Below are 24,810 nucleotides of genomic sequence, written 5' to 3' on the forward strand. Positions count from 1 at the left end.
AGGAGCTTCACATGAAGGACGCCTTCGGCACCCCGCAGTCCCTGCTCGTCCTCGGCGGCACGTCCGAGATCGGGCTCGCCACCGCCCGCCGCCTGGTCGCCCGCCGCACCCGCACGGTGTGGCTGGCGGGCCGCCCCTCCCCCGCCCTCGACGCGGCGGCGGGCCAGCTCCGCGACCTGGGCGCAGAGGTGCACACCGTGCCCTTCGACGCCCTCGACAGCGCCTCGCACGAAGAGGTGCTGGGCAAGGTCTTCACCGAGGGCGACATCGACATGGTGCTGATCGCCTTCGGGCTGCTCGGCGACCAGGCCCGCGACGAGGCCGAACCGATGGCCGCCGTACGGGTCGCCCAGACCAACTACACGGGCGCGGTCTCCGCCGGTCTGGTCTGCGCGAACGCCCTCCAGAGCCAGGGCCACGGCTCGCTGGTCGTACTGTCCTCGGTGGCGGGCGAGCGGGCCAGGCGGGCGAACTTCATCTACGGCTCCAGCAAGGCGGGCCTGGACGCGTTCACTCAGGGGCTGGGGGACGCGCTGCACGGGACGGGGGTGCACGTCATGGTCGTACGCCCCGGATTCGTACGGACGAAGATGACCGAGGGCATGGAGGAGGCCCCCCTCGCGACGACGCCGGAGGCCGTGGCCGAGGCCATCGAGGCGGGGCTGCGCAGGCGCGCGGAGGTGGTGTGGGTGCCGGGGGCGCTGCGGGCGGTGATGTCGGCATTGCGGCACGTCCCGAGGCCGCTGTTCAGGCGCCTGCCGGTGTAGCGGCCTCGGCCCTAGTGCAGGGCCGGCGCGTCGTGCGGAAGCCCCTGCGGCGGCAGATCCCCCTCCGTGCCCCCGCCGAACGCGTAGTCGCACATCTTCCGCCACACCCCGTCGGACCCCTGCTCGTACAGGGCGAAGGACTCGCAGGACCACTCGGCGGCGTACGCGGACAGCTCCTCGTACGCCCGGTCCATGCCCTCCTCGGTGATGCCGTGGGCGACCGTCACGTGCGGGTGGTACGGGAACTGGAGCTCGCGGACCAGCGGCCCCGACGCGTCCCGCACCCGCTTCTGGAGCCAGGCGCACGCGGACGCGCCCTCGACGACCTTCACGAAGACCACCGGCGACAGCGGCCGGAAGGTGCCCGTGCCCGCGAGCCGCATCGGGAACGGCTGCACCGACGCCGCGACCGACGCCAGGTGCGCCTCCACCGACGGCAGCAGGTCCGCGTCGATCTCGGTCGGCGGCAGGAGCGTGACGTGGGTAGGGATGCCATGAGCGGCAGGGTCCCCGAAGGCCGCGCGCCGCTCCTGGAGCAGGCTGCCGTACGGCTCCGGGACCGCGATCGAAACGCCGAGCGTTACGGTCCCCACGTCGTTCTCCTCGTCGTCGCTGTCGTCACTGCGGATGGGTGAAGGAAGCTGTCGCAGTGCAGTGTGGCGGGCGCAGGGGCCCCGGGGCCAGAGTCCAAGGTCCGGGGCCTGCGGGACGTGCGTCCGCCACCGCTGCGTGCTGGCAGACCTCAGTGCTTCGCGGGCAGGAAGCCGATCCTGTCGTAGGCCTGGGCGAGGGTCTCGGCGGCGACCGCGCGGGCCTTCTCGGCACCCTTGGCGAGGATCGCGTCCAGGGTCTCCGGGTCGTCCAGGTACGCCTGGGTGCGCTCCCTGAACGGCGTCACGAACTCCACCATCTGCTCGGCGAGGTCCGTCTTGAGCGCGCCGTACATCTTGCCCTCGTACTCCTTCTCCAGCTCGGCGACCGACTTTCCGGTCAGGACGGAGGAGATGGTGAGGAGGTTGGAGACGCCGGGCTTCTCGGCCGGGTCGAAGCGGATCACCGTGTCGGTGTCGGTGACCGCGCTCTTGACCTTCTTCGCGGTGGTCTTCGGCTCGTCCAGGAGGTTGATGAGGCCCTTCGGCGTGGACGCCGACTTGCTCATCTTGATGCTGGGGTCCTGGAGGTCGTAGATCTTCGCCGTCTCCTTGAGGATGTACGGCTCCGGGACGGTGAAGGTCTCGCCGAGGCGGGCGTTGAAACGCGTCGCGAGGTCGCGGGTCAGCTCGATGTGCTGGCGCTGGTCCTCGCCGACGGGGACCTGGTGGGCCTGGTAGAGCAGGATGTCGGCGACCTGGAGGACGGGGTACGTGAAGAGGCCGACGGTGGTGCGGTCGGAGCCCTGCTTGGCGGACTTGTCCTTGAACTGGGTCATCCGGGAGGCCTCGCCGAAGCCGGTGAGGCAGTTCATCACCCAGCCGAGCTGGGCGTGCTCGGGCACGTGGCTCTGGATGAAGAGGGTGCAGCGGTCCGGGTCGAGCCCTGCGGCCAGGAGCTGGGCGGCGGCGAGGCGGGTGTTCGCGCGCAGCTCGGCGGGGTCCTGCGGAATGGTGATGGCGTGCAGGTCCACGACCATGTAGAAGGCGTCGTGCGTCTCTTGCAGAGCCACCCACTGGCGCACGGCGCCGAGGTAGTTGCCGAGGTGGAACGAGCCTGCGGTGGGCTGGATGCCGGAGAGCACACGGGGTCGAGAGGCCATGTTCATCATTCTCTCAGGTACGGGACCTGATCCCGTCGGGTGGGGAACCCGATCGCGCCGGACGGCGAATCCGATCGCGTCGGACGGCGAATCCGATCGCGTCGGACGGCGAATCCGGTGGCGTCAGGTGGGGAACCGATGCGGTGCTTCCGGTGTATCAAGTGTGTGAGAACGCTGGAGGGGACCCTGAGAGGGGGCGGCGTCGTCGTCGATGAAGCCGCGGTGATCGCACGCGTACTGTCCGGGGATTCCGAGGCGTACGCGGAGCTGGTGCGGGCCCACACGGGCACGGCACTGCGGGCGGCCGTGGCGCTCGGGGCGGGGGCGGACGCCGAGGACGTGGTCCAGACGGCCTGGGTGAAGGCGTACCAGGCGCTGGGCGGCTTTCGGGAGGGCGCGGCCTTTCGGCCCTGGCTGATACGCATCGTGGCCAATGAGACCAGGAACACAGTGCGTGCCGCGTCCCGGCTGCGCTCCGCCGTGGGCCGGGAGGCCACGCTGACCGGGGCCTTCCCCTTGATACCGGAGTCGGCGGACCCGGCGGTGGCCGCGGTGCGCGCCGAGCGGATGGCGGCGCTGGCCGCCGCGCTGGAGGAGCTGAGCGAGGAGCACCGACAGGTGGTCACGTGCCGGTTCCTGCTGGAGCTGGACGAGGCGGAGACGGTGCAGGCCCTGGGCTGGCCGAGGGGGACGGTGAAGTCCCGGCTGAACCGGGCGCTGCGCAAGCTGGAGCGGCTGCTACCGGCGGAGCTGGCGGAGGAACTGCGGGGAGGGGGTGGGGTGCGTGGGCGGCGAACTGCCTGATGAGCTGCGGGAGTTGGGGCGGTCCATCCGGGTTCCGGAGGGCATCGGGGAGTCGATGGCCGAGCGGGTGCTGGCCCAGTTGCTCGCGGACGGCGTCCCGACGCCTCTCCCCCCGGTGTCGCGGTGGGTGCGGCTGCGGGGCTGGGCGCGGCGGCGGTGGCGAGCGCTGGCGGCGGGGGTGTCCGGGCTGCTGGTGGTGCTGGCGCTGACGCCGCCGGTGCGGGCGGCGGTGGCGGACTGGTTCGGCTTCGGCGGGGTCGGTGTGCGGTACGAACCGGGGCGGGCGACACCGTCGCCGGACCCGGTGCCGGGCTGCCCGGGGGCGGTGCCGTTGGCGGAGGCCGAGCGGCGGGCGGGGTTCTCGGTGCGGCTGCCCCAGTCGCTGGGGAGGCCGGGCGGGGCCTCGGTGTCGGCGGACGGGCGGGTGCTGTCGGTGTGCTGGGCCGACGGGGGCGGCAGGGGTGGTGGGCCGGTGCGGCTGGATGTGTTCCGGGCGGGGCTGGACCCGCTGTTCTTCAAGACCGTGTCCGGGGAGCCGGAGTGGACGGAGGTCGGGACGAACACGGCGCTCTGGTTCCCCGAGCCGCACCGGCTGACGCTGCGGCTCCAGGACGCCGCCGGGCAGCCGTACGCACCGGTGGTGAGGACGGCGGCACCGACGCTGGTCTGGCAGGGGCGGGACCGTGCGCTGACGTGGCGGCTGGAGGGGGTGACCCCGATGGCTCGGGCGGTGGAGGTCGCGGAATCGGCCGGGAACTGACCTCGCCGGATCCGCCGGGAACTGACCTCGCCGGGATGGGAACCTGCGCGGTCCGGGCGGTGTATCAGAGGCAGATCCGTCAGAGGCAACGAAGCGACACACCTGGACAGTTGGAGGGGCTCATGCGACACCGGCTTCGCTCTCTGCGGCGACTGGCCCTGCTGCTCTTGGTGCTCGGCCTCGCCTGGGCCACGGCTCCGGCGGCGTACGCCGGGGGTCCGACGAGTGTGCTGCTGGCCTGTCCGGTCAACGGCAAGACTGCCGCCCGGTATGCCTCGGACCTCGAGTACCGGTACCTGCTGGAGCTGCTGGAGCCGCCGTCCAGGAAGGCGACGGGCCCGGCGGACCGGCCCGGGCTGGAAGTGGGGATGGACGCCGACGAGATCAATGTGACCTGGCTGGTCAACGACTCCGTCCCCTGGCGACTCCAGCAGGTGTACGTCCGCGAGGCCGGCCGCACCGTATGGATACACACGGCCTCCGACGACCCGGCGGACACCGAGGGCTCCTGGCACAAGGCCGCCGATCCGGTCCGGTTGGCGGGCCTGTTGAAGCGCTGGGGGCTGAGGGCGCCGGCCACCGACGAGGCCGTGGTGCCCTCCTGGCCGACGCACGGGCCACCCCAGTCCTGGTACGACCGGCACGCCGAGCTGGACCTGGAAGCCCGCAGAGCCGCCATCGCCGCCGAGGCGCCCGCCCCGGTCGCGGCGCCCAGGCCCGTCGGTGCGGCGGACGGCTGGTGGTGGTCCATACCCGGGCTGGCCGCCGGGGCGGTGGGGGCGGTGCTGTTCCTGCGGTGGCGGGCGGCCCGGGAAGCGGGGCCCGGGGAGCCGGACCCGCCGGGGCCCCGGGGTCAACTCATCGACCTGTGACCGGCAGTCCGGGCGGAAGATGTGCATCGGGCGGCAAGGTTTCCGCGCCCTCGCGGTGACCGACGATAGAAAGGGGCGCCGTCCGCACCTTTGACAGGACGGCCACTTCCCGTACCTGACGATCGGAGTTCCCGTGTCGACAACGGAGGCCACCACGAACACCACGGACGCCACGGCCACCGCCTCGGCGGCCACCGCGGAGGCCATCGCCTCGGCGGAGGCGCACAGTGCGCACAACTACCACCCGCTGCCCGTCGTCGTCGCCTCGGCCGAGGGCGCCTGGATGACCGACGTCGAGGGGCGCCGCTTCCTCGACATGCTCGCCGGGTACTCGGCGCTCAACTTCGGCCACGGCAACCGGCGGTTGATCGACGCGGCGAAGGCGCAGCTGGAGAGAGTGACGCTGACGTCGCGGGCCTTCTACCACGACCGGTTCGCCGCGTTCTGCGACGAGTTGGCGGCTCTGTGCGGCATGGAGATGGTGCTGCCGATGAACACGGGGGCGGAGGCCGTCGAGACGGCCGTGAAGACCGCCCGCAAGTGGGGCTACCGGGTCAAGGGCGTACCGGACGGGCGGGCCAGGATCATCGTGGCCTCGGACAACTTCCACGGCCGTACGACGACGATCGTCAGCTTCTCCACGGACCCGGAGGCGCGCGCGGACTACGGGCCGTACACCCCGGGCTTCGACGTCGTGCCGTACGGGGACCTGGAGGCGCTGACCGCCGCGGTCACGGACGACACGGTGGCGGTGCTCCTTGAGCCCATCCAGGGCGAGGCAGGGGTGCTGGTGCCACCGCCCGGATACCTCGCGGGAGTACGGGAGTTGACGACCTCCCGGAATGTCCTCTTCATCGCGGACGAGATCCAGTCGGGTCTCGGCAGGACCGGGAAGACCTTCGCCTGCGAGCACGAGGGCGTGGTGCCCGACATGTACGTACTGGGCAAGGCGCTCGGCGGCGGGGTGGTGCCGGTGTCGGCGGTGGTGTCCTCGGCGGAGGTGCTGGGGGTGTTCAAGGCGGGCGAGCACGGTTCGACGTTCGGCGGGAACCCCCTGGCGTGCGCGGTCGCGCTGGAGGTGATCGCGATGCTGCGCGGCGGCGAGTTCCAGCAGCGGGCCGCCGAACTGGGCGACCACCTGCACCACGAACTGAACCTGCTGGTCGGCGGGGGCGCGGTGCGGGCGGTGCGCGGGCGCGGACTGTGGGCCGGGGTGGACATCGACCCGGCGCGCGGCACCGGCCGGGAGATCTCGGAGCAGTTGATGGAGAGGGGGGTGCTGGTGAAGGACACGCACGGTTCGACGATCCGGATCGCCCCGCCGCTGGTGATCAGCAAGGAGGACCTGGACTGGGGGCTGGACCAGCTGCGGGCCGTGCTCAGTGACTGACGGCTAGAGGATGACGTGGGGCAGGAAGCGGGCGTACTCGTCCGTGACCAGCCCCGCGGACTCCCGGATGCCGAGCCCCGCGGCCTCGTCCTCGATCACCCAGGCGCCGAGGACGGTGCGGTTGCCGTCGAAGTCGGGCAGCGGGGCCAGCTCCTGGTAGCAGACCTTGTCGCCTTCGCCGGTGGGGGCGGGCGGCGGGGAGCCGGGCTCGTGGACGGTGACTCCGGCGCCCTCCCTGCCCAGCAGCGGCTTGGCGACGTACCCCTTCTCGTCCGCCAGCTCGCGGGGGCCGTCGAGGTAGGCGGCGAGCAGGTTGGGGTGGCCGGGGTAGAGCTCCCAGAGGATGGCCAGGAGGGCCTTGTTGGAGAGGAGCATCTTCCAGGCGGGTTCGATCCAGCAGGTGGTGCCGGTGCCGCCGCCGTTGTCGAGGGTGGACAGCACGTGCGGGCCGAAGCGGTCGGTGGCCAGCCACTCCCACGGGTAGAGCTTGAAGCAGCTGCGGATGAAGCGGAGCTTCTCGTCGACGAAGCGGCGGGAGAGACGGTCCCAGCCGATGCGTTCGACGGAGATGGCCTCGGTGCGGATGCCGGCCTGTTCGGCGGTCTCGCGCAGGTAGGCGACGGTCATCAGGTCCTCGCCGAGCTCGTCGCCGTCGGAGTGGGCGAAGTGCAGGGGGCCGGGCGGGAGGAGCGCCGACTGCCGCTTCCAGGCGTCGACCAGGCGTTCGTGGAGGGAGTTCCACTGGTCGGCGCCGGGGAACAGCTCCTCCATCCAGAACCACTGCGGGCTGGCGGCCTCGACCAGGGAGGTGGGGGTGTCGGCGTTGTACTCCAGCATCTTCGCCGGGCCGGTGCCGTCGTAGCGGAGGTCGAAGCGGCCGTAGAGGGAGGGGAGTTCGGCGCGGCGGTGCCAGGACTCGGCGATCAGCTTCGCGAGCTTGGGGTCGGTGATGCCGAGGTCGGCGAAGCGGTCGTGCTCGACGATGTGGGCGGCGGCGGCCAGGCACATGGCGTGCAGCTCCTCGACGACCTCTTCGAGGGCTTCGACCTCGGGGAGGGTGAAGGAGTAGTAGGCGCTCTCGTCCCAGTAGGGGCGCAGGGTGTCGTCGGGGTAGCGGGTCAGGGGGTAGATGACGCCCTGCTCCTCGACGATGCGTTGCCAGTCGGGGCGGGGGGTGGTGGTGTGGCGCTTCATGGCGTGGCCTTCGGGGGGAGGGCGTGTCGGGATCGCCCCGTCAGGGGCGCGGGGAACTGCGCGACCAGCCACGACGCTCCCGCAGGGTTTAGGTGAAGGGGCGGGTCAGGGGCCAAAACCGCCGAAGGCGGCCGGGGCCCGGGGGCGGAGCCCCCGGCAGTTACAGCAAGCGACCCCCGGCCCGCAGGGAACACCCCTCAGCCGCCGCCGGAGCCGGAACAGCCGAAGCCGCCGCGGTCAACGGCCTGCTTGTCGAAGCTGCCGCCGGAGACGCGCCTGTTGCTGACGGACCCGCCGTAGTAGTAGACGCCGTGGTGGGAGGCGGAACTGCCGCTACTGCCGCTGCTGCCGCCGTCGTCGTCATCGTCGTCGCACTCGTAGCTGGGCAGCTCCTCCTGCGTGACCGGGTCGACGCAGCGCCGGTCCGGTTCGTCACCGCAGGAGGTGAGGGTGAGGGCGAGCATTCCCATGCCGCCGAGCACCACCGTGCTGGACCTCAGTCGTCGCCGTCGCCCTGCCGCTGCCATGACCGGCCCACTCCCCCGTGTTCGTTCTGCACGTCTGATCTGTCTCCGGCATCCCTGACTGCCTTCGGATCGTCGCCAGACTAGAGGGCCGGGCGGCTGCGAGGAACGCCGGAGCCTGGACCGGGTGGATTTGCCCCGGTGGGGGTGGGCGGTGGTAGAGACACATTCGAATGGTTTATCCTTCATCTATGCGCGGGTTCTTCACCCCGCCTCCCCATGCCGCCCCGGCCGGTCTCCCCCGTCCGGCCGGGGCTTCTCTTTCCCGTCGCCTTCCCCGTCGCAATGGGGCGTATCTTTCGCGCGGCCGGGTGATCCTGGGGCTTCGACGGTGCCCCCGGGGGCCGGGCCTCGTTGCAGACGGCGTGAACACCACTGCAAGCCCCTCTCACATACTGCCGATCCCCATCCGTACCGGCCGTGGCGTCACCAGGCGTCCGCTGCCCGGCGTCGTGGCCGCGTGCCGCGCCGAAGGCACCACGCTGAGCGTCGCCGTGCAGGGCGAGATCGACCACTTCACGGCGGCCCCGCTGACTGCGCTGCTCACGTCGGCGGCGGCGTTCGGGCACACCCGACTGGTGGTCGACGCGTCACGGGTGACGTTCTGCGACTCCGGCTTCCTGAACGCGTTGCTCGCCTGGCGGCGGGGTGGGCGCCGGTTGATTCTGGCGGCTGCTTCGGCGGCGGTGAAGCGGTTGTTGCGGGCGAGTCGGAGCGGGAAGCTTTTGATGGAGGAGGCGTTGAGGTGAGGCTTCTGGTCGGCTGACCGGGCATTGTTCGGCCCCCGGGCCGTGTGGCGAATCGCTGCGCGGGGCGGGGGTCGCTTGCTGCGCGGCGGGGGTTTTCGGGATGGTGCCCGGCACCTCGATTGCCTGCGGCGCTCGCCCCGGTCCCACCCCTTCACCTAAAGCGCTCGGCCGCGCGGCTTGTGGTGGGTTGCTCGCGCAGTTCCCCGCGCCCCTAAAGGGCCCGGATCAGAGCGTTCAGGGTGCCGGGCCAGGCGCTGTCGGTTGGGGTGGCGTAGCCGATCAGCAGGCCGTCGTGGGGTGGGGCGGGGGCTTCGGGGTGGCGGTAGGTGGAGAGGCCCTCCAGGGCGAGGCCCTGCCAGTGGGCGGCGCGCAGGACGGCGCGTTCGGTGCCCTCGGGGAGTTCCAGGATGGCGTGCAGGCCGGCGGCGATTCCGCTGATGCGGACGTGGGGGGCGTGGGTGGCCAGGGCCGAGACCAGCTCGTCGCGGCGGCGGCGGTAGCGCAGGCGTTTGGCGCGGATGTGGCGGTCGTACGCACCGGAGGAGATGAATTCGGCGAGCGTGAGCTGTTCCAGCGCGCTGGAGGTGTTGTCGTACGGGGAGAGGAAGGGCAGGAGGTCCGGGGTGAGAACCGCCCAGGAGAGGCGCAGGCCCGGGGCGAGGGCCTTGCTGGTGGTGCCGAGGTAGACCACGCGGTCCGGGTCGAGGCCCTGGAGGGCGCCGACGGGCTGGCGGTCGTAGCGGAATTCGCCGTCGTAGTCGTCCTCCAGGATCAGACCGCCGGTGCTGCGCGCCCAGTCGACGGCGGCGGCCCGCCGGTCGGGGTGCAGGGCGACGCCGGTCGGGAACTGATGGGCGGCGGTGAGGAGGGCGGCCCCGGCGCCGGAGAGGCCCGTCAATTCTCCGGTGCGGGAGCCGAGTTCGTCGAGGCCGAGGGCGGGGGTGCGCAGGCCGGCCGCGGTGAAGCAGGCGCGGTGGAAGGGCAGTCCGTACGACTCGGTGGCGACGGCCTTCGTGGTGGGCGAGCGGCGGCGGAGGGCGCCTGCCAGGAAGGTCAGGGCATTGACGTAACCGGAACGGATGACGAGGCGTTCGGGGTCGGCGTGGACGCCGCGAGCGCGGGCCAGGTACTCGGCGAGGACGGTACGGAGTTCGATACGGCCGCGGGGGTCCCCGTATCCGAAGGCGTCGTGGGGGGCGGCGGTGAGGGCCTTGCGGGAGGCCTTCAGCCAGTCGGCGCGCGGGAAGGTGGAGAGGTCGGGGGCGCCGGGCATCAGGCTGTGGGTGGGAGTGGTACGGGCCGGGGGCCGCGGTCCAGGTGAGGGCTGCTTTCGCGGGGTGGGGCGGGCACGTTCGGCGATCCGGGTGCCGGAGCCCTGGCGGGCGGTGAGCCAGCCCTCGGCGACGAGCTCCGCGTACGCGTCGGCGACGGTGTTGCGGGCGATCCCGAGATCGGCGGCGAGGCTGCGCGAGGAGGGCAGCCGGGTGCCGGGGGCAAGGCGGCCGGTACGGGCGGCCTCGCGGAGGGCGTCGCGCAGGCGGGTGCGGAGCCCGAAAGCAGAACCGGGGGCAGCGTCGGAGGTGGAGCCGGGGGCGGAGCCGGGGCCGGAGCCGGGGGCGGAGCCGGAGCCGGAGCCGGAGCCGGGGGCGGAGCCGGAGCCGGAGCCGGAGCCGGGGGCGGAGCCGGAGCCGGAGCCGGAGCCGGGGGCGGATCCAGAAGCGGAACCGAGGGTGGCGTCGGAGGTGGAGCCGTAGGCGGCGTCGGGGGTGGAGCCGGGGATGGACAGGTCGAGGTGGAGGTCCTTGCCGAGTTCGGCGCGGTAAGTGGCCCAGGAATCTGGCATGGGAATGGACCATAGTCGTGGGCCGTCCCAGGCGTAACGTCGACAGCATGACGACGAACGAGAACGCCCCCGTGAATGTCCCCGAGCACACTCCCCGCATGAATTGGTCCGAGCACGCGCCCGAGGTCTTCAAGGCGATGCTGCAGTTGGAGAAGGCAACGAGGAAGCACCTGGATCCGGTGGTCGCGGAGCTGGTGAAGATCCGCGCCTCGCAGATCAACCACTGCGCGTTCTGCCTGGACATGCACACCAAGGACGCGCTGGCGGCCGGGGAGCGGGTGGAGCGGATCATCCAGCTGTCGGCGTGGGAGGAGTCGAAGCACTTCTACACGGCGAAGGAGATCGCGGCGATCGAGCTGACCGAAGCGATCACGGTGGTGACGGACGGGTTCGTGCCGGACGAGGTGTACGAGAAGGCGGCGAAGGAGTTCGACGAGGTCGAGCTGGCGCATTTGATCGCGGCGATCAACACGATCAACGTGTGGAACCGGTTCGCGGTGTCGACGCGGATGGTGCCGGGGCACTATGTGGCGGGGTCCATCAAGCACTGACCGCTCGGGCCGCCGGGGGGCGGGGCTCGGGGCGGGGCGGGGTGCTGGGGTGGTGGGTGGTTGCTGTTCCGGCCGGGGGCGCTGCCCCCGGGCCCCCGGGTTTCGCCCCGGCCCCGCCCCTTCGCCTAAAGCGCTCGGCCGCGCGGCTGGGTGGGGGGCTGGCGTTTTGCGCAGTTCCCCGCGCCCCTGAAGTGCGGCCCTTCGGGCGGCACATCAGGGGGCGCGGGACTTACTTGGGGAGCCATGCCCTCCAGACGTTCTCGTTCGCCGCGACCCACTTCCGTGCCGCCTCGTCCGGCGACAGCTTCTGGTCGGCGATCATCAGCGACACCGCGTTCTGCTGCTCCGCGTCCCACTTGAAGTTCTTCAGGAACTGGGCCGCCTTCCCGCCCTTCTTCGCGAAGTTCGCGTTCATGTACTTCGCGAGCGGCGTGGTGGGGTACTCGCAGTCGATGTCCTCCGGCGCCTTCGCCGCGCACTCCTCCGAGTACTTCGGCAGCTTCACCTCCACCATCGGCACCTGCTCGAACAGCCACTGGGGCTTGTACCAGTAGGTCAGGAAGGGCTTCTTCTCTTTGGCGAAGCGTTGGATCTGGGTGATCTGCGCGGCCTCGGAGCCCGAGAAGACCACCTGATAGTTGAGTTTCAGGTTGTTGACGAGGGCCTTGTCGTTGGTGACGTAGGACGGCGAGCCGTCCAGGAGCTGGCCCTTGCCGCCGCTCTCCGGGGTCTTGAACTGGTCCGCGTACTTGTTGAGGTTGCGCCAGTCCGTCACGTCCGGGTGCTTGTCCGCGAAGTACTTCGGGACCCACCAGCCGATGTGGCCGATCACGCCGACCTCGCCCGCCGGGACGATCGTCTTCTTGTCCTTGACGTAGCGGGCCTCCTGCTCCGGGTGACCCCAGTCCTCCATGATCATGTCGACCCGGCCCTGGCTGAGGGCGTCCCACGCGGGGACCTCGTCGACCTGGACCGTGTCGACCCGGTAGCCGAGTTCGCGCTCCAGGATGAGCTTGGCGACGGCGACGTCCGCCTGGGCGCCGACCCAGGACTGGACGGACAGCGTCACCGTCTTCGCGCCCGCCGCGTTCGCGTACGGGGACGCCTGCTGGGTCATGTCGGCGGCGCCGCATCCGGTGAGCAGGAGTGCGCCGAGTCCCAGTGCGGTCGATTTCAGAGCCGTACGACGATTCATGTTCACGCGTCCTCCTTGCGGGCGGCCCGCGAGGGCTGGGTCACCCGGTCGAGCATCAGGCCGAGGCAGACGATGGCCGCGCCCGCCTTGAGGCCGGTGGCCAGGTCGCCCTGGGCGAGGCCGAAGACGACGTCGTAACCCAGTGCGCCACCGCCGACCAGGCCGCCGATGATGACGACGGCGAGGACCAGGACGACGCCCTGGTTCACGGCGAGGAGCAAGGAGGGCCGGGCGAGCGGGAGTTGGACCTGGCGGAGCTGCTGGCCGCTGGTCGCGCCGAGCGAGCGCGCGGATTCGAGCGCCGCCGGGGAGACCTGCTGGAGGCCCTGGGTGGTGATGCGTACGACGGCGGGGAGCGCGTAGACGACGGCGGCGGCTGCCGCCGGGGCGCGGCCCACGCCGAAGAGGGCGACGACGGGGATGAGGTAGACGAACTGCGGCATCGTCTGCATCACGTCGAGGACGGGGCGCAGCACTCGCTCCAGGCGGCTGCTGCGCGAGGCGGCGATGCCGATCGCGAAGCCGATGAGGAGGGTGACGGCGACGGCTGCGACGACCTGGGAGAGCGTGTCCATGGACGGCTTCCACACGCCGAGGACGCCGATCGCGGCCATGGCGAGCGCCGCGGTGAGCGCCGACTTCCAGGTGCCGATCAGCCAGGCGAGCGCGGCGACCAGGAGCAGGACCGCGTACCAGGGGAGGGCGGTCAGGCCCGAGCGGATGGGGTCGAGGACGAACGAGGTGAAGTGGCCGGCCCAGTCGGCGGTGCCGCCGATGACGGGCACGCCGGAGTAGAGGTGGTCGGTCATCCAGCCGACGGCCTTGTTGACGGTCGGGGCGATCTCGATCGACCAGGCCTCGGGCCACAGGAGCGAGCCCGCGAGGCGGGTCGCGACGGCGACCGCCGCGACGGCGAGCACGCCGAGCGCGGCCGGGAGCCAGGAGCGCCCCTGCTCGCGGTCGCCGGAACCGGCGGCGGCCGTCACCCGGTCGAGGACGATCGCCATCAGGACGATGGGGAGACCCGCGGCCAGCGCCTGGCCGACGTCGACGGAGGCGAGCGCCTGGTAGACGCGGTCGCCGAGACCGGCGGCGCCGATGACGGACGCGATGACGGCCATGGAGAGGGCCATCATGATCGTCTGGTTGAGGCCGAGGAGGAGCTGCTTGCGGGCCAGCGGGAGGCGGGCCGTGAAGAGCCGCTGCCGGGCGGTCGCACCGAGGGACTCGACGGCTTCGAGCACGCCCTTGTCGGCTTCCCGGAGTCCGAGCGCGGTGAGGCGCGCCATCGGCGGGGCGGCGTACACGACGGTCGCCAGGACGGCGGCCGGGACGCCGATGCCGAAGATCAGCACGACGGGGAGCAGGTACGCGAAGGCAGGCAGCACCTGCATGGTGTCCAGGACCGGGCGCAGGATGCGGAAGGTGCGGTCGGAGAGGCCCGCGGCGAGTCCCAGGAACGCGCCCAGGATCACCGAGGCCGCGACCGCGACGGCCATCAGCGCGAGGGTCTGCATGGTCGGCACCCACATGCCGAGCAGCCCGCAGGCGGCGAGCGCGACGACGGTCCCGGCGGCCAGCTTCACCCCGGCGGCACGCCAGGCGACCAGCGCGGCGAGCGCGGTGGTGCCGGCCCAGCCGAGGGCGAGGAGGACGAGATAGACGCCACGTACGGAGAGGACGACCGCGTTGGAGATGTGGCCGAAGAAATAGAGGAAGAGGGGGTGGCCGTCGCGGTTGTCGATGATCCAGTCACTGACCTTGCCGAGGGGCTCGGTGAGGTCGACGGTGAGCGGGGCCGGCCAGGTGCCGGACGCCCAGCGGGAGTGGAGCACGGGGACGGCGACGGCGGCGATCACCAGGAGCGCGCCGAGCTTGAGGAGGGCGGGGCGACGGGTGAGCCGGTCGCGCCAACTGGGCTCCTGCGTACGGGGCTTCGGCGGGGCGGAGGTGGTGGTCACGGCACTCACGCGATCACCTCGCCGGTCGGGAGGATGCTACTGACGTACCTCATCAGGCGGTCACCGCCAGGGTGCCGGCGACGACCGACAGCAGGCACGCGCGGTCGACGATGCCGAGCAGGCGGCCGTCGGACATCACGCGGGCCGTCGGTTCGCCGGTGCGGACCAGGGCCTCGATGGCCTCGGAGACCGGGGCGGACGGGGCCACGGCGGGGCCGGACTCGGCGTCGCCTGCCTCCGGGGTGCGCATCGCGGAGGCGACCGTGAGGACCTGCTCGCGGGGGACGTCGCGGACGAAGTCCCGTACGTAGTCGTTGGCCGGGGAGCCGACGATCTCCTCGGGCGTGCCGAGCTGGACGATCTCGCCGTCGCGCATCAGGGCGATGCGGTCGCCCAGGCGCAGGGCCTCGTTGAGGTCGTGGGTGATGAAGACCATCGTGCGGCCCTCCTCCTGGTGGAGGCGGATGACCTCTTCCTGCATGTCGCGCCGGATGAGGGGGTCGAGCGCGCTGAACGGCTCGTCGAAGAGCAGGACTTCGGGGTCGACGGCGAGGGCGCGGGCGAGCCCGACGCGCTGCTGCTGACCGCCGGAGAGCTGGCCGGGACGGCGGTCTTCGAGCCCGTCGAGGCCGACCTTGGTCACGACCTCCGCCGCCTTCGCGCGCCGCTCGGCCTTGCCCATGCCCTGCACTTCGAGCCCGTACGCGACGTTGTCGAGGACCGTGCGGTGCGGGAGCAGGCCGAAGTGCTGGAAGACCATGGCGGCGCGGTGGCGGCGCAGTTCGCGCAGGCGCGCCTTGTCCATGGACAGGACGTCCTCGCCGTCGATGGCGAGGCTGCCGGAGGTCGGCTCGATGAGGCGGGTGAGGCAGCGGACGAGAGTCGACTTTCCGGAGCCGGACAGCCCCATGACGACGAAGACCTCGCCCTTCTTCACGTCGAAGGAGACATCGCGGACGGCGGCCGTGCAGCCGGTGCGCTCGCGCAGTTCCGGGACTGAGAGGCCGGTCAGCTCCTGGTCGCCGGGGACCTTGTCGGCCTTGGGGCCGAAGACCTTCCAGAGGTTGCGTACGGAGAAGACGGCGTGGTCGGCCGTGGTCTCGGCGTCCTTCGTGGCGGGAGTCGTACTCATTACGCGGCACCTCCGGAGATGGTCGGTTGCTGCGTGGCCGCTTCGGCCAGCAGCTCTGCGCACTTCTCGCCGACCATCAGGACGCCGATCATCGGGTTGACGGCGGTCATGGTCGGGAAGACGGACGCGTCGGCGATGCGGATGCCGTCGAGTCCCTTGATCCTCAAGTCGGGGGTGACGACGGCGAGTTCGTCGTCGGCGGCGCCCATCTTGCAGGTGCCTGCGGGGTGGTAGACGGTGTGCGCGACCTTGCGGGCGTACTCGCTCAGGTCCTCGTCGGAGGTGACCTCCGGACCCGGGCACACCTCGCGCTTGAGCCATCCGGAGAGGGGGGCCTGCGCCGCGATCTCCCGGGCAATCCTGATCCCGTCGACGAGGGTGCGGCCGTCGTAGTCGTCCTCGTCGGTGAAGTACCGGAAGTCGAGGGCGGGCTTGACGGCCGGGTCGGCGCTGGTGAGGAAGAGCCGGCCGCGGCTGCGCGGCTTGGGGATGTTGGGGGTCATCGACACGCCGTGCGCGGGGCGTTCGTAGCCGAGGCGCTCGGGGTTGTCGGTGAAGGGGATTTGGTAGAAGTGGAACATCAGGTCGGGGCCCGCGTGCTCGGGATCCCGCTTCACGAAGAGACCCGCGTCCGAGTCCATCGCGGAGTTCTCGGGAATGGGCCCGTTCGTCTCCCAGACGATGACGGACTCGGGGTGGTCGAGAAGGTTCTCGCCGACGCCGGGGAGGTCGACGGCGACGGGTATGCCGAGCGCTTCGAGGTCGGCGGCCGGGCCTATGCCGGAGTGCATGAGCAGCCGCGGGGTGTCCACCGCCCCTGCACAGACGAGGACTTCGCGGTTGGCCCGTACGAGGACCTCCTCGCCGTCCTTGGTCCGCACGCGCACCCCGCGCGCCCGGGTGCCGTCCAGCTCCAGTTCGTACGCCCAGGTCTCCAGCATGATGTGGAGGTTCGGGCGGTCCAGGAACGGATGGAGGTACGCCACGGACGCGGACGAACGCTTGTTGTTCTCCGGGTGGTAGGCGAGGTCGAAGAAGCCGACGCCGTCCTCGAAGGGCTTCTTGTTGAAGCTGTCGATGCGGGGGACGCCGAGGGCGCCCTGGGCGGCGTCGACGAAGTCGCGGGCGATGGCGTTCCGGTCGGCCTCGTCGACGGGGACGATGTTGTTGCGGAGCTTGTGGAAGTACGGGTCCATGGCCGAGGCCCCCCATCCCTCGGCGCCGTTGGCCTCCCACTCGTCCCAGTCGGACGGGAGGGGCTTGAAGGCGATGAGGGTGTTGTGGGACGAACACCCGCCGAGGACGCGGGCCCGGCTGTGCCGGATGTGGGAGTTGCCGCGGGGCTGCTCGGTGGTGGGGTAGTCGTAGTCCAGCTCACCGCCGAGGAGGCCCATCCAGCGCCGCAGGGTGAGGACTTCGGGCCGGTCGACGTCGGAGGGACCGCCCTCGATGACGGCGACGCGGACCTCGGGGTCCTCGGTGAGGCGGGAGGCGATCACGGATCCGGCGGTGCCGCCGCCGATGACGACGTAGTCGTAGTCGTAGTCGTGGGTGGGCTCGGGCGTGGGCTCGGGCATGGGGTGCTGCTCCTCTTCTGACGAAGGTTCTGTCGCGTAATGGGTTTTTGGTGGGGGTGTACGGGGGCTGTACGGGCGCGGTCCTCCCGTGCCGGGCCGCTCCCTTTCCGCGCCCCTTCAGGGGCGCGGGGAACTGCGCCACCAGCCACGACACACCTGCACGGGACCGGTCCCCTTGCCCCGCGGGTTTAGGTGAAGGGGCGGGGCTGGGGACCCCATGGCCCGGCGGGCCAGAGCCTCACGTCCCCGGTACCGGGAGGCGCCCCGAGGGCCCTGGGCTGCGCGTGCCCTGTGTCGGGGGTGCGGGCGGGCCGGTGCCGGGGCGGGCCCGGATCGGGCGGGCCGCCCCCTTGCCCGCCCGTTCCGCCCCCCCGGGGGGGGCGGCCCCGCCGCCCAAGGGGGCTACGGGGAAGGGAAGGGGGCGCCGCCCAAGGGGGCCAGGCAGAACGGGGAGGGCAACGCCCGCCCGGACCGACCCTCAGCCCGAGAACCACCGCACCGGCACCGGATTCAAGTTCTGGTAAATGTGCTTGGACTCCCGGTACTCAGCCAGCCCCGCCGGGCCCAACTCCCGCCCCACACCGGACTTCCCGAAGCCGCCCCACTCCGCCTGCGGCAAGTAGGGATGGAAGTCGTTGATCCACACCGTCCCGTGCCGCAGCTTCGCGGCAACCCGCCGCGCCCGCCCGGGATCCGCGGACCAGACACCCCCCGCAAGCCCGTACTCGGTGTCATTGGCGAGGGCAATCGCCTCCGCCTCCGTCACAAAACTCTCCACCGTGAGGATCGGCCCGAAGGTCTCCTCCCGCACGACCCGCATCTCGCGGTGGCACCCGTCGAGCACGGTCGGCCGGTAGAAGTACCCCTCGTACCCGGGACCCTCGGGCCGCGAGCCGCCGGCCCGCAGCACAGCGCCTTCCTCCAGCGCCGCAGCGACGTAATACTCCGTCTTCTCCAACTGCGACGCAGACACGAGCGGCCCGCACTCGACGCCCTTCTCGGTCCCGCGCCCGATCCGGATCTTCTCGGCCCGCCGCGCCAGCTCGGCGACGAACCGCTCCTTCACCGACTCCTCCACAATGAGCCGCGACCCCGCCGAGCACACCTGCCCGCTGTGAATGAAGGCAGCATTCAACGCCTGATCAACAGCCGTATCGAACCCCTCTTCCGTCGCACACGCATCAGCGAACACGACATTGGGGTTCTTCCCGCCCAGCTCCAGCGCGACCTTCTTGACGGTCTCGGCAGCGGCCTGCATGACCTTCGTACCGCTCACCAACCCACCCGTGAACGACACCAGATCCACATCCGGGTGCTCGGCCATCCGCGCCCCCACCGAGGCGCCAGGCCCGGTGACAACGTTCGCCACACCCTCCGGCAGCCCTGCCTCGACCAGCAGCGCGATGAGCGCAACCGTCGTCATCGGCGTGATCTCACTCGGCTTGACCACGAAGGTATTTCCGGCCGCCAGCGCAGGCGCAATCTTCCAACTCGCCTGAAGCAGCGGATAGTTCCACGGCGTGATGAGCGCGCACACACCCACCGGCTCATGCACGACCACGCTGTGGATGTCCGCCGACCCCGCGTCGACAACACGCCCCGCGCCCTCCCCGATCACCAGGTCGGCGAAGTACCGGAAGGCATCCGTCACGCAGTCAATGTCAACGCGCCCTTCCTCCACGGTCTTTCCGGCGTCCTGCGCCTCCAGCCGCCCCAACTCCTCGCGGTCCCGCTGGAGCAGATCGGCGACGCGGCGCAGCAGGGCGGCCCGCTCGGCGGTGGGCGTCAAGGGCCAGACCCCCTGCCCACCCCCGAAGGCCTTGCTCGCGGCGGCGACTGCTGCGTCGACGTCCTCCGCGCCGCCCTCGGCGACCACGGCGAACGGCTTCGCGTCCGCGGGGTCGAGGATCTCGCGCGTGGAGCCGGAGAGGGCTGCCCGCCACTCCCCGCCCACATGGATGGTCTTTTCTGCCGACACGACGCTTTCGCCTTCCGTTACCGAAAGGACCAGAGGTGCTGGTCCCCGCCAGGAGAACTGGCGGCGGAACCCCTCCCCCCGGCGGCGAAAAGCATGCCGTTTACGTCGCCGAAAGTGCCATGAGTCACTTTCCGTGGGGACAAAAGACCTGATCGGGGCGGATGCGTCCCCGAGGACCCCGAGGACCCGACACACCCCCGGGGCCGAAAACGACTCACCGCTCAACGGCCGCCGCGTCCTTCGTCAGGTTGACGGCCGCGAGGAGGCTCAGCTCGGGCTCGGCCTTGCGGAGGGCCTTGATCGCGACCACGGAGTCCGCCTTGACCTCGACCCCGGCCGCTTCGATACGTTCCCGGGCCCAGCGGCCGCGGAGCTCCGCCGGCGACATGGCGGGCGCGCCGGCGACGAGCGCGACGGCCCGCTCCAGCCCCGGCCGCTCGACGGAGTCGGGCCCGGCGGCGTCGAGGGCGCCCCGAAGGAGGGCGAGCAGGTCGTCGCGGTCACTCAGCGCGAGGACATTGAGGTCGCGCTTGGAGAAGAGTCCGGCCATGGGAGAACCCCCGGTTTTGGTGCGTACTGCGGTCTCTGCCCTGCTTCCACACCCCGAAGCCCCTCAACCCCAACTTGATCAACTTCTGAGGGTTGAGCCCTCCTCCGACGCTCCGCGCTCCTGAAGGGCACGTTCCTGTACGTTGACGGGCTCGTCCACCTCGTAGTGGACCAGCTGTGCAGGCCGTTCACCCCGCGCCATGTCCCGCCCCCGTGAAACGTGCTGCCGTGTCGCGACACGATACTGGCCGGGATCAGTCGGCCCGGACAGGCCGCTGGACTCGATGTACCCGGTCTGCCACAGCCGCTTGCCCCGGGCGGTGTCGTACGCCCGCACCAGGCCCTCGTTGTAGTTCGTGGGGTTTTCGAGGCGTGTGCAGAGGACGCCGTCCGTCACGCCCAGCGTGCGCTCCCGCTCTTCGAGCGCGGCGGCCGAGGTGGTCCTGCCCGTCGACGGGTCGAGCCGGACCAGTTCGTCGGGCCGGGACTCGGGCCAGGGGGTCAGGTAGACGCAGTCGTCGGCGAGACCGGAGAAGGCGAGTTGCCTGGGCAGCGCCGCCCGCCAGACGACGTGACCGTCCTCGTCGTCGAGCTTGCCGACCTCACGGCCGCCGGCCGTACCGCCCGACCGGCGGCGCTCCACCACGACGCCGTCGAAAGCCTGCTGCGGCGTCGGCTCCGGGACGAAGGGCGGCCGGAGGACGAGGTTCCACTCCCCTTCCGCACTCCACTTCTCCTCGCCGGTCAGGGCGTCCCGCCGTACGATCCGGCCGCCCCGCTCCTGGCAGGCGAGCGCCGTCCCGCCGGCCTTGCGTACGACACGTACGACACGTACGACACGTACGACACAGGACTCCGGGGTGCCGGGGAGCCCGTACCCCGCGACCCGGCGACCGGACCGCGCGTCGAAGGCCCGCACCTCCCACCGGCTCTTCCCGCCCTGCCCGTGGTCCTCCAGGAAGAAGGCCTCCGTCGCCGTGATTCCCACCAGCCGTGGCTCCCGGGCGGACGTCTCGTACCGCCAGAGCAGGGCCCCGGTACGGGGATCGAGGCGTCCGGCGACCATGCCGCTGCCGGAGCACCAGAGCGCCGAGGCCGCGTACCGGCACTTCACGCCGGGGTAGCCCCGCATGTCGTACGGATCGTCCAGCTTCAGCCGCGTCTCCCACGGCTTCCACCCGTCCATCCGGATCGCCTCGGGGGTCTCTGTCGGTGCGACCGCCCACATCCCCACCGCCACCACCGGCAGGAGGGCCGCCAGGCCCGCCCGGAGCCGCCCGTGCCTTCCCATGTCCCGCCCCCGCACCCCGCGCCCCCTTCGCGTCGCGAGTCACCCCAGTCAGCGCGGGCAGCGCGTGCGGTCAGTCGTCGTCCACGGGTTCGAAATGCCTCAACACCGTTTCCAGGGTGTTGCGTTGGCGGGGCCACTCGTCGGCCGGGCCGACCACCGCGAGGGCGTAGCGCTTGCCGTCGGAGGTGGGGAAGATCCACTGGATGAGGGTGAGGCGGCGGCCCGTTCGGGTGCTGTCGTACGAGTAGACGAGTTCGGCGGCACCCTTGGTGGTGGGGTGCAGAGACTGGAGTTCGAAGTTCGGGTAGTGGCGGTGGGTGGTGACCGTGACGCGCAGGGCGCGGGTGGCGCTCATGCCGGACTCCGCGAGGGGCCAGAACTGGAGGAAGCGGCTGTACGGGTACTTGGGCGACCGGTAGTAGACGGAGGCCGCCTCGTCGCGCCGCCAGCCGGAGGGGACGGCGAGAGTGACGTCGGAGGGGTCCCGGACGACGGCGAAGTCGTCGGGGAGGGTGGGGGTGGGGGACGGCGTGGGAGTCGGGCTCGGTGAACTGGGCTTCGGGGGGAGGGGTTTGGCGGCCTGCGTGGAGCCGGACGGGGCTGCGAGCGACTTCTTGGCGGGGTCGGCGACGGGGCGGTCCTGGACGAGCCAGCCCGTACCGAGGCCGATCACCAGGCCGAGGACGACGAGGAGGACGTTGACCGGGGTGAAGCGGAAGCGCAGTCCCGGCTTGCCCGTGCTGAACGGCGAACGGGCCTGCGGGGTACCGGACTCCCCCTCCGGGCCCGTGCGCGCGAATTCGTCGCCGTGCGCCATGGACCGCTCCCCCTCGACCGCCTGAACTCCCGCACGCGCGGGAGGACATGGTAGGTCCGGCGACCGGAATCGGAACAGGTCGCGGTCACGGGGTGAAGTGCGCGAGCGCGGTGGTGAGCGTGGCGCGCTGGGCCGGCCAGGAGGTGGCCGGGCCCGAGACCAGGACGGCGTACTGGGCGCCGTCGGAGGCACGGAAGACGCGTTCGACGTGGCGTACGCGGAGGGCGGTGTCGCCCTTGTCGTACTCGTAGACGAGTTCCTCGGTCTCGGGGTGGGGCGAGTCGTACACGGGGGCGAAGGAGATCTCCTGGAAGTTCACCCGGGACCTCCCCTGGTTCAGGACGGTTTGCTGCAGGGCCGCCCTGGAGGAGATCCCGACCTCCTTGATCCGCCAGAACTGGAGGAACTCGGCGTCGGTGGACCCCCGGTAGAAGGTGACGTCCTCGGTGTCCGGGGATTGGGTCCAGGAGGAGGGGACGGCGAAGCGGGGGCCGACGGGGTCGGTGACCAGGGTGAAGTCCGGGGGGAGGGTGGGGGCTTCCGCTGCGGCGGAGGTCGGGGTCTCCGCCGTGGCGGAGGTCGGCGGGAGAGGTGCGGGGCCCGGGATGCCGGGCGGTGCGGGGGTCACGGCGGCGCGCGGGGCGACGGGTTGATCGGTGAGCCGGAGCGCGAGCCAGGTGCTGCCCCCGCCGAGGGCGACGGCGAGGAGGAGGGTGACGGCGATCAGCTTGGGGGCGGGACGAAGACCTCCGGGAGCGGGCGAGGGGTGTGTGAGAGGCGGGGAGTACGGGCCGGGCGTCAGCAGGGCAGAGGGTGCGGCTCCGTCGGGGGCTGTCCCCGTGCCCGCCCGTTCCGGCCCCTCGGGGCTAGGTCCGAGAGGGCTGGCGGTGGGGGCCGGTTGCCAGCTCTGGGTGGTGGGGTCCCAGACCCGGTCCGGGGTGTCGCGGCGTTTCGGCACCGGTCAGGAGCCCGGGAGGAGTGCCGTGAGGGACTCGCCCAGGGCCACCGCCGAGGCGAAGCTCGCGGCGATCGGGCCCGCCGCCGTCAGGGCGTGCCTGACGCGGTCGAGCAGGGGGCGCGGAGCCTGGCCCGTGGTGGCCAACTCGGCTTCCGCCGTGACCAGTTCGGCGTCCAGCACCTCGATCTCCCGCGTGGCCGCCAGCCGGGCCAGGTCGTCCCGCAGGGCCTGCACCTCGGTGAGGAGCTTCTGGTGCTCGGGCGAGGGGGCAGCGCCGCCGAAGTAGTTCGAGGTATCGGCGCGGCTGTTCGCGCCGAAGGACATCGCACTGTTGTTGACCGTGCCGAAGCGAGGCCCGGACACCGACGCGTCCTCGTGATTACTGTCGGCCATTGCCGTTCCCTCCCCGTACAGGACCCTGCGGGCCCGAATTGGTGGTGTGCGCCCGTGCGCCCGCGCCGAAGCCCAGCGCGCTGTTGTGGACGGAGTCGATGACGACCCCGCCGTCCGAGACGTTGATGACCTTCTGCTCGAAGTCGCCGGTCTGCCAGCCCGCTTCGTACAGGGCCTGCTTGACCCCGTTGGCGACCCGGTCCTGGATGCTCTTGAGGTACCGGCTGACGTCCATGTCCTGGAAGAGGGAGAGGCGTCCGGTCGCCGCCCGCTCCCGTACCGAGAAGCCGGGGCCGGTGCGCGGTTCGGCGCCCTGGCCGCCGGTGAGGAGCCGGACGCCGCTGTTCGCTCCCCGTACGAGCGTGATCAGCGCCCGCACCGGGGCCGACGGGGTGTCCGCGAGGCCGCCCGCGATCCGGACGAGCGCGTTGCCGTCCGCGTAGCGGTGGGCCTGAAGCGTCCCGGCCAGGAACTGCGGGCGGATCGGCGGCAGTACGTGCGGGGCGATCTCCAGCATGAGCATCCCGCCCTGCGTGTGCACCCGTACGAAGACGGTGACGACGACCTCCTCGCCCCAGCCGCCGACCCGGATCCGCAGGAAGTGCCGCCGGGTCTCGCCGCCCTCCTCGACGGACGCCGTCAGGCCGTCCCGTACGAAAACGGGGTCGCCCTGGGTGGAGGCGAACGAGCCCGCGTTCAGCGCGGGCAGGAACACGCACTCGTCGACGGTGAGTTCACGCAGCCGGTCCACGACCGCGTCGCCGTGCACGGAGGGCACCCGCAGGGCCGTCACCAGCGGAACCACCTTGGCCAGGATCGTCCGGTTGTCGAGCGGGTGGGGCATGACGCCCTCGCGGGGCTTGAGCTCGACCGCGAGTTCCCAGGTGTCGACCGGCGCACCCGCACCGCAGAACGGGTCCTCGGTGCCGTACATGATCACCGGCGACGTCTGCTCGGCGGCGACCAGCGCACGCATCCGCCGCGAGCGGGGACCGATCGCACCGGACTCCGCCTCGGCGCGGTCCTCGTCGCGCCGGACGAACTCCAGCGGATTCAACTCCTTGGCGAGGATGCGGGCGAACTGGAGCCGTTGGACACCTGCCGTCACGGCCAGCGCGGCGAGGAAGACCAACGCCACCCAGACAGACCGGGATTCGATGTGCAGGGCCGGAGTGCCCATGCCGTCGAGGGTGTTCAGCAGGCCGCCGAAGACGTCCTCGACCTTCGCCAGCGCGTCGTCCAGCCAGCTCTTCTCCGAACTCTCCGGGTCGTCGAACGCGCGGGCCACCAGCCAGAGCAGGGTCCAGGCGAACACCCCCCGGCCGTACCAGCGCAGCAGCAGTGCCGGAATCAGGCGGGCCGGTTCGGGACTGCGGGCGGAGCCCCGCAGCAGTGTGGCCAGGGCCAGCACGACGCACGGGAAGAGGAGGAACAGGAAGAGCCCGTCGGTCAGGACGGAGGCCAGCACCCACAGCACCACCGTCCCGCCCGCCCACACCAGCTCGATCCGCCGGGCCCGCAGCGCGTGCGCGAGGACGCGGGCCGCGTCGAAGCCGTACGAGGGCGCGGTGACCCGCTCCTCGTGGACGTACAGCTCCTCGATCACCGCATCGCGGTACCCGCCGTCGAGATACGTCCCCGCGCACAGCAGCCGGCTGGCCTCGCTCAGGGCGGGCGGCACGGGGTACCGCTCGCCGGGCGGCTGCGGGTGGCCCTGCGGGGGCACGGTGGGCGGGATGGGCTGCGTCACGA

At 71.6% G+C, this 24,810-nt stretch carries 23 protein-coding genes; 7 read left to right on the top strand and 16 right to left on the bottom strand.

All coding sequences use genetic code 11. The features are described from left to right. Nucleotides 1-11: 11 nt before the first annotated feature. Nucleotides 12-767, top strand: a complete 756-nt coding sequence (locus IE269_RS02425) for a decaprenylphospho-beta-D-erythro-pentofuranosid-2-ulose 2-reductase (protein WP_189820975.1) — start codon at nt 12-14, stop codon at nt 765-767. A gap of 11 nt (nt 768-778) precedes the next feature. On the opposite strand, the gene IE269_RS02430 is transcribed toward IE269_RS02425, so the two are convergent. Further along, a complete protein-coding gene (locus tag IE269_RS02430) occupies nt 779-1,360 on the bottom strand; it encodes a 2'-5' RNA ligase family protein (RefSeq protein ID WP_189820976.1) in 582 nt (193 codons plus the stop codon). A gap of 149 nt (nt 1,361-1,509) precedes the next feature. Next, nucleotides 1,510-2,520, bottom strand: coding sequence for a tryptophan--tRNA ligase (gene trpS / locus IE269_RS02435; RefSeq protein ID WP_189820977.1), 1,011 nt, complete (start codon nt 2,518-2,520; stop codon nt 1,510-1,512). 138 nt (nt 2,521-2,658) lie between these two features. Here trpS and IE269_RS02440 point away from each other — a divergent pair, with 138 nt between their 5' ends. The 4 genes from IE269_RS02440 (at nt 2,659) to rocD (ending at nt 6,346) form a co-directional block, all read left to right on the top strand. After that, nucleotides 2,659-3,324: an RNA polymerase sigma factor gene (locus IE269_RS02440; protein WP_189820978.1), complete on the top strand. Its 666-nt coding sequence runs from the start codon at nt 2,659-2,661 to the stop codon at nt 3,322-3,324. Continuing rightward, nucleotides 3,305-4,084 (top strand): hypothetical protein, encoded by a 780-nt coding sequence (locus IE269_RS02445; protein ID WP_189820979.1) that lies wholly within the window; start codon nt 3,305-3,307, stop codon nt 4,082-4,084. The genes IE269_RS02440 and IE269_RS02445 overlap by 20 nt, the downstream gene beginning before the upstream one ends. A 122-nt stretch (nt 4,085-4,206) precedes the next feature. After that, nucleotides 4,207-4,956, top strand: a complete 750-nt coding sequence (locus tag IE269_RS02450) for a hypothetical protein (protein ID WP_189820980.1) — start codon at nt 4,207-4,209, stop codon at nt 4,954-4,956. 133 nt (nt 4,957-5,089) lie between these two features. Next, nucleotides 5,090-6,346 carry an ornithine--oxo-acid transaminase gene (gene rocD, locus IE269_RS02455; protein WP_189820981.1) on the top strand — a complete coding sequence of 419 codons (1,257 nt, stop codon included), beginning with the start codon at nt 5,090-5,092 and terminating at the stop codon, nt 6,344-6,346. A 3-nt stretch (nt 6,347-6,349) separates the two neighbouring features. Here the strand turns inward: rocD and IE269_RS02460 are convergent, their stop codons facing one another. Further along, nucleotides 6,350-7,540: a glutathionylspermidine synthase family protein gene (locus IE269_RS02460; protein WP_189820982.1), complete on the bottom strand. Its 1,191-nt coding sequence runs from the start codon at nt 7,538-7,540 to the stop codon at nt 6,350-6,352. Between the two features lie 197 nt (nt 7,541-7,737). Continuing rightward, nucleotides 7,738-8,067: a hypothetical protein gene (locus IE269_RS02465; RefSeq protein WP_189820983.1), complete on the bottom strand. Its 330-nt coding sequence runs from the start codon at nt 8,065-8,067 to the stop codon at nt 7,738-7,740. Nucleotides 8,068-8,429: 362 nt separating this feature from the next. On the opposite strand from IE269_RS02465, the gene IE269_RS02470 reads away from it, so the two are divergent. Further along, complete coding sequence (locus tag IE269_RS02470; RefSeq protein WP_189820984.1) at nt 8,430-8,813, top strand: STAS domain-containing protein; 384 nt, start codon at nt 8,430-8,432, stop codon at nt 8,811-8,813. A gap of 211 nt (nt 8,814-9,024) precedes the next feature. On the opposite strand, the gene pdxR is transcribed toward IE269_RS02470, so the two are convergent. Continuing rightward, entirely contained in the window at nt 9,025-10,656 is a 1,632-nt protein-coding gene (gene pdxR, locus IE269_RS02475) for a MocR-like pyridoxine biosynthesis transcription factor PdxR (protein ID WP_189820985.1), read from the bottom strand. Nucleotides 10,657-10,703: 47 nt separating this feature from the next. On the opposite strand from pdxR, the gene IE269_RS02480 reads away from it, so the two are divergent. Then, a complete protein-coding gene (locus tag IE269_RS02480) occupies nt 10,704-11,207 on the top strand; it encodes a carboxymuconolactone decarboxylase family protein (RefSeq protein ID WP_189820986.1) in 504 nt (167 codons plus the stop codon). Between the two features lie 229 nt (nt 11,208-11,436). On the opposite strand, the gene IE269_RS02485 is transcribed toward IE269_RS02480, so the two are convergent. The 11 genes from IE269_RS02485 to IE269_RS02535 all read right to left on the bottom strand — a co-directional run bounded on the left by IE269_RS02485 (nt 11,437) and on the right by IE269_RS02535 (nt 24,808). Further along, on the bottom strand, nt 11,437-12,402 hold the full coding sequence (locus IE269_RS02485) for an ABC transporter substrate-binding protein (protein WP_189820987.1): 966 nt from the start codon (nt 12,400-12,402) through the stop codon (nt 11,437-11,439). Between the two features lie 2 nt (nt 12,403-12,404). After that, a complete protein-coding gene (locus IE269_RS02490) occupies nt 12,405-14,363 on the bottom strand; it encodes an ABC transporter permease (protein WP_229897465.1) in 1,959 nt (652 codons plus the stop codon). Between the two features lie 52 nt (nt 14,364-14,415). Beyond that, entirely contained in the window at nt 14,416-15,495 is a 1,080-nt protein-coding gene (locus tag IE269_RS02495; RefSeq protein ID WP_189820989.1) for a quaternary amine ABC transporter ATP-binding protein, read from the bottom strand. Continuing rightward, nucleotides 15,495-17,072: a GMC family oxidoreductase gene (locus IE269_RS02500; RefSeq protein WP_189820990.1), complete on the bottom strand. Its 1,578-nt coding sequence runs from the start codon at nt 17,070-17,072 to the stop codon at nt 15,495-15,497. The genes IE269_RS02495 and IE269_RS02500 overlap by 1 nt, the downstream gene beginning before the upstream one ends. 478 nt (nt 17,073-17,550) lie before the next feature. Next, complete coding sequence (locus tag IE269_RS02505; protein WP_189820991.1) at nt 17,551-19,050, bottom strand: aldehyde dehydrogenase family protein; 1,500 nt, start codon at nt 19,048-19,050, stop codon at nt 17,551-17,553. 214 nt (nt 19,051-19,264) lie between these two features. Continuing rightward, nucleotides 19,265-19,600, bottom strand: a complete 336-nt coding sequence (locus IE269_RS02510; protein ID WP_189820992.1) for a hypothetical protein — start codon at nt 19,598-19,600, stop codon at nt 19,265-19,267. Between the two features lie 78 nt (nt 19,601-19,678). Then, complete coding sequence (locus IE269_RS02515; RefSeq protein WP_189820993.1) at nt 19,679-20,890, bottom strand: outer membrane protein assembly factor BamB family protein; 1,212 nt, start codon at nt 20,888-20,890, stop codon at nt 19,679-19,681. 70 nt (nt 20,891-20,960) lie between these two features. Continuing rightward, nucleotides 20,961-21,707, bottom strand: a complete 747-nt coding sequence (locus IE269_RS02520) for a hypothetical protein (RefSeq protein WP_189820994.1) — start codon at nt 21,705-21,707, stop codon at nt 20,961-20,963. An 85-nt stretch (nt 21,708-21,792) separates the two neighbouring features. Continuing rightward, nucleotides 21,793-22,665 carry a hypothetical protein gene (locus IE269_RS02525; protein WP_189820995.1) on the bottom strand — a complete coding sequence of 291 codons (873 nt, stop codon included), beginning with the start codon at nt 22,663-22,665 and terminating at the stop codon, nt 21,793-21,795. 3 nt (nt 22,666-22,668) lie between these two features. Then, the gene (locus tag IE269_RS02530; protein ID WP_189820996.1) at nt 22,669-23,058 is read right to left on the bottom strand and encodes a hypothetical protein; all 390 of its coding nucleotides are present in this window, start codon (nt 23,056-23,058) and stop codon (nt 22,669-22,671) included. Continuing rightward, the gene (locus IE269_RS02535) at nt 23,045-24,808 is read right to left on the bottom strand and encodes a hypothetical protein (RefSeq protein ID WP_189820997.1); all 1,764 of its coding nucleotides are present in this window, start codon (nt 24,806-24,808) and stop codon (nt 23,045-23,047) included. The genes IE269_RS02530 and IE269_RS02535 overlap by 14 nt, the downstream gene beginning before the upstream one ends. Between the last annotated feature and the right edge of the window lie 2 nt (nt 24,809-24,810).

Origin of the sequence: Streptomyces spiroverticillatus (genome assembly GCA_014650415.1) — a bacterium.
Lineage (GTDB): Bacteria > Actinomycetota > Actinomycetes > Streptomycetales > Streptomycetaceae > Streptomyces > Streptomyces spiroverticillatus.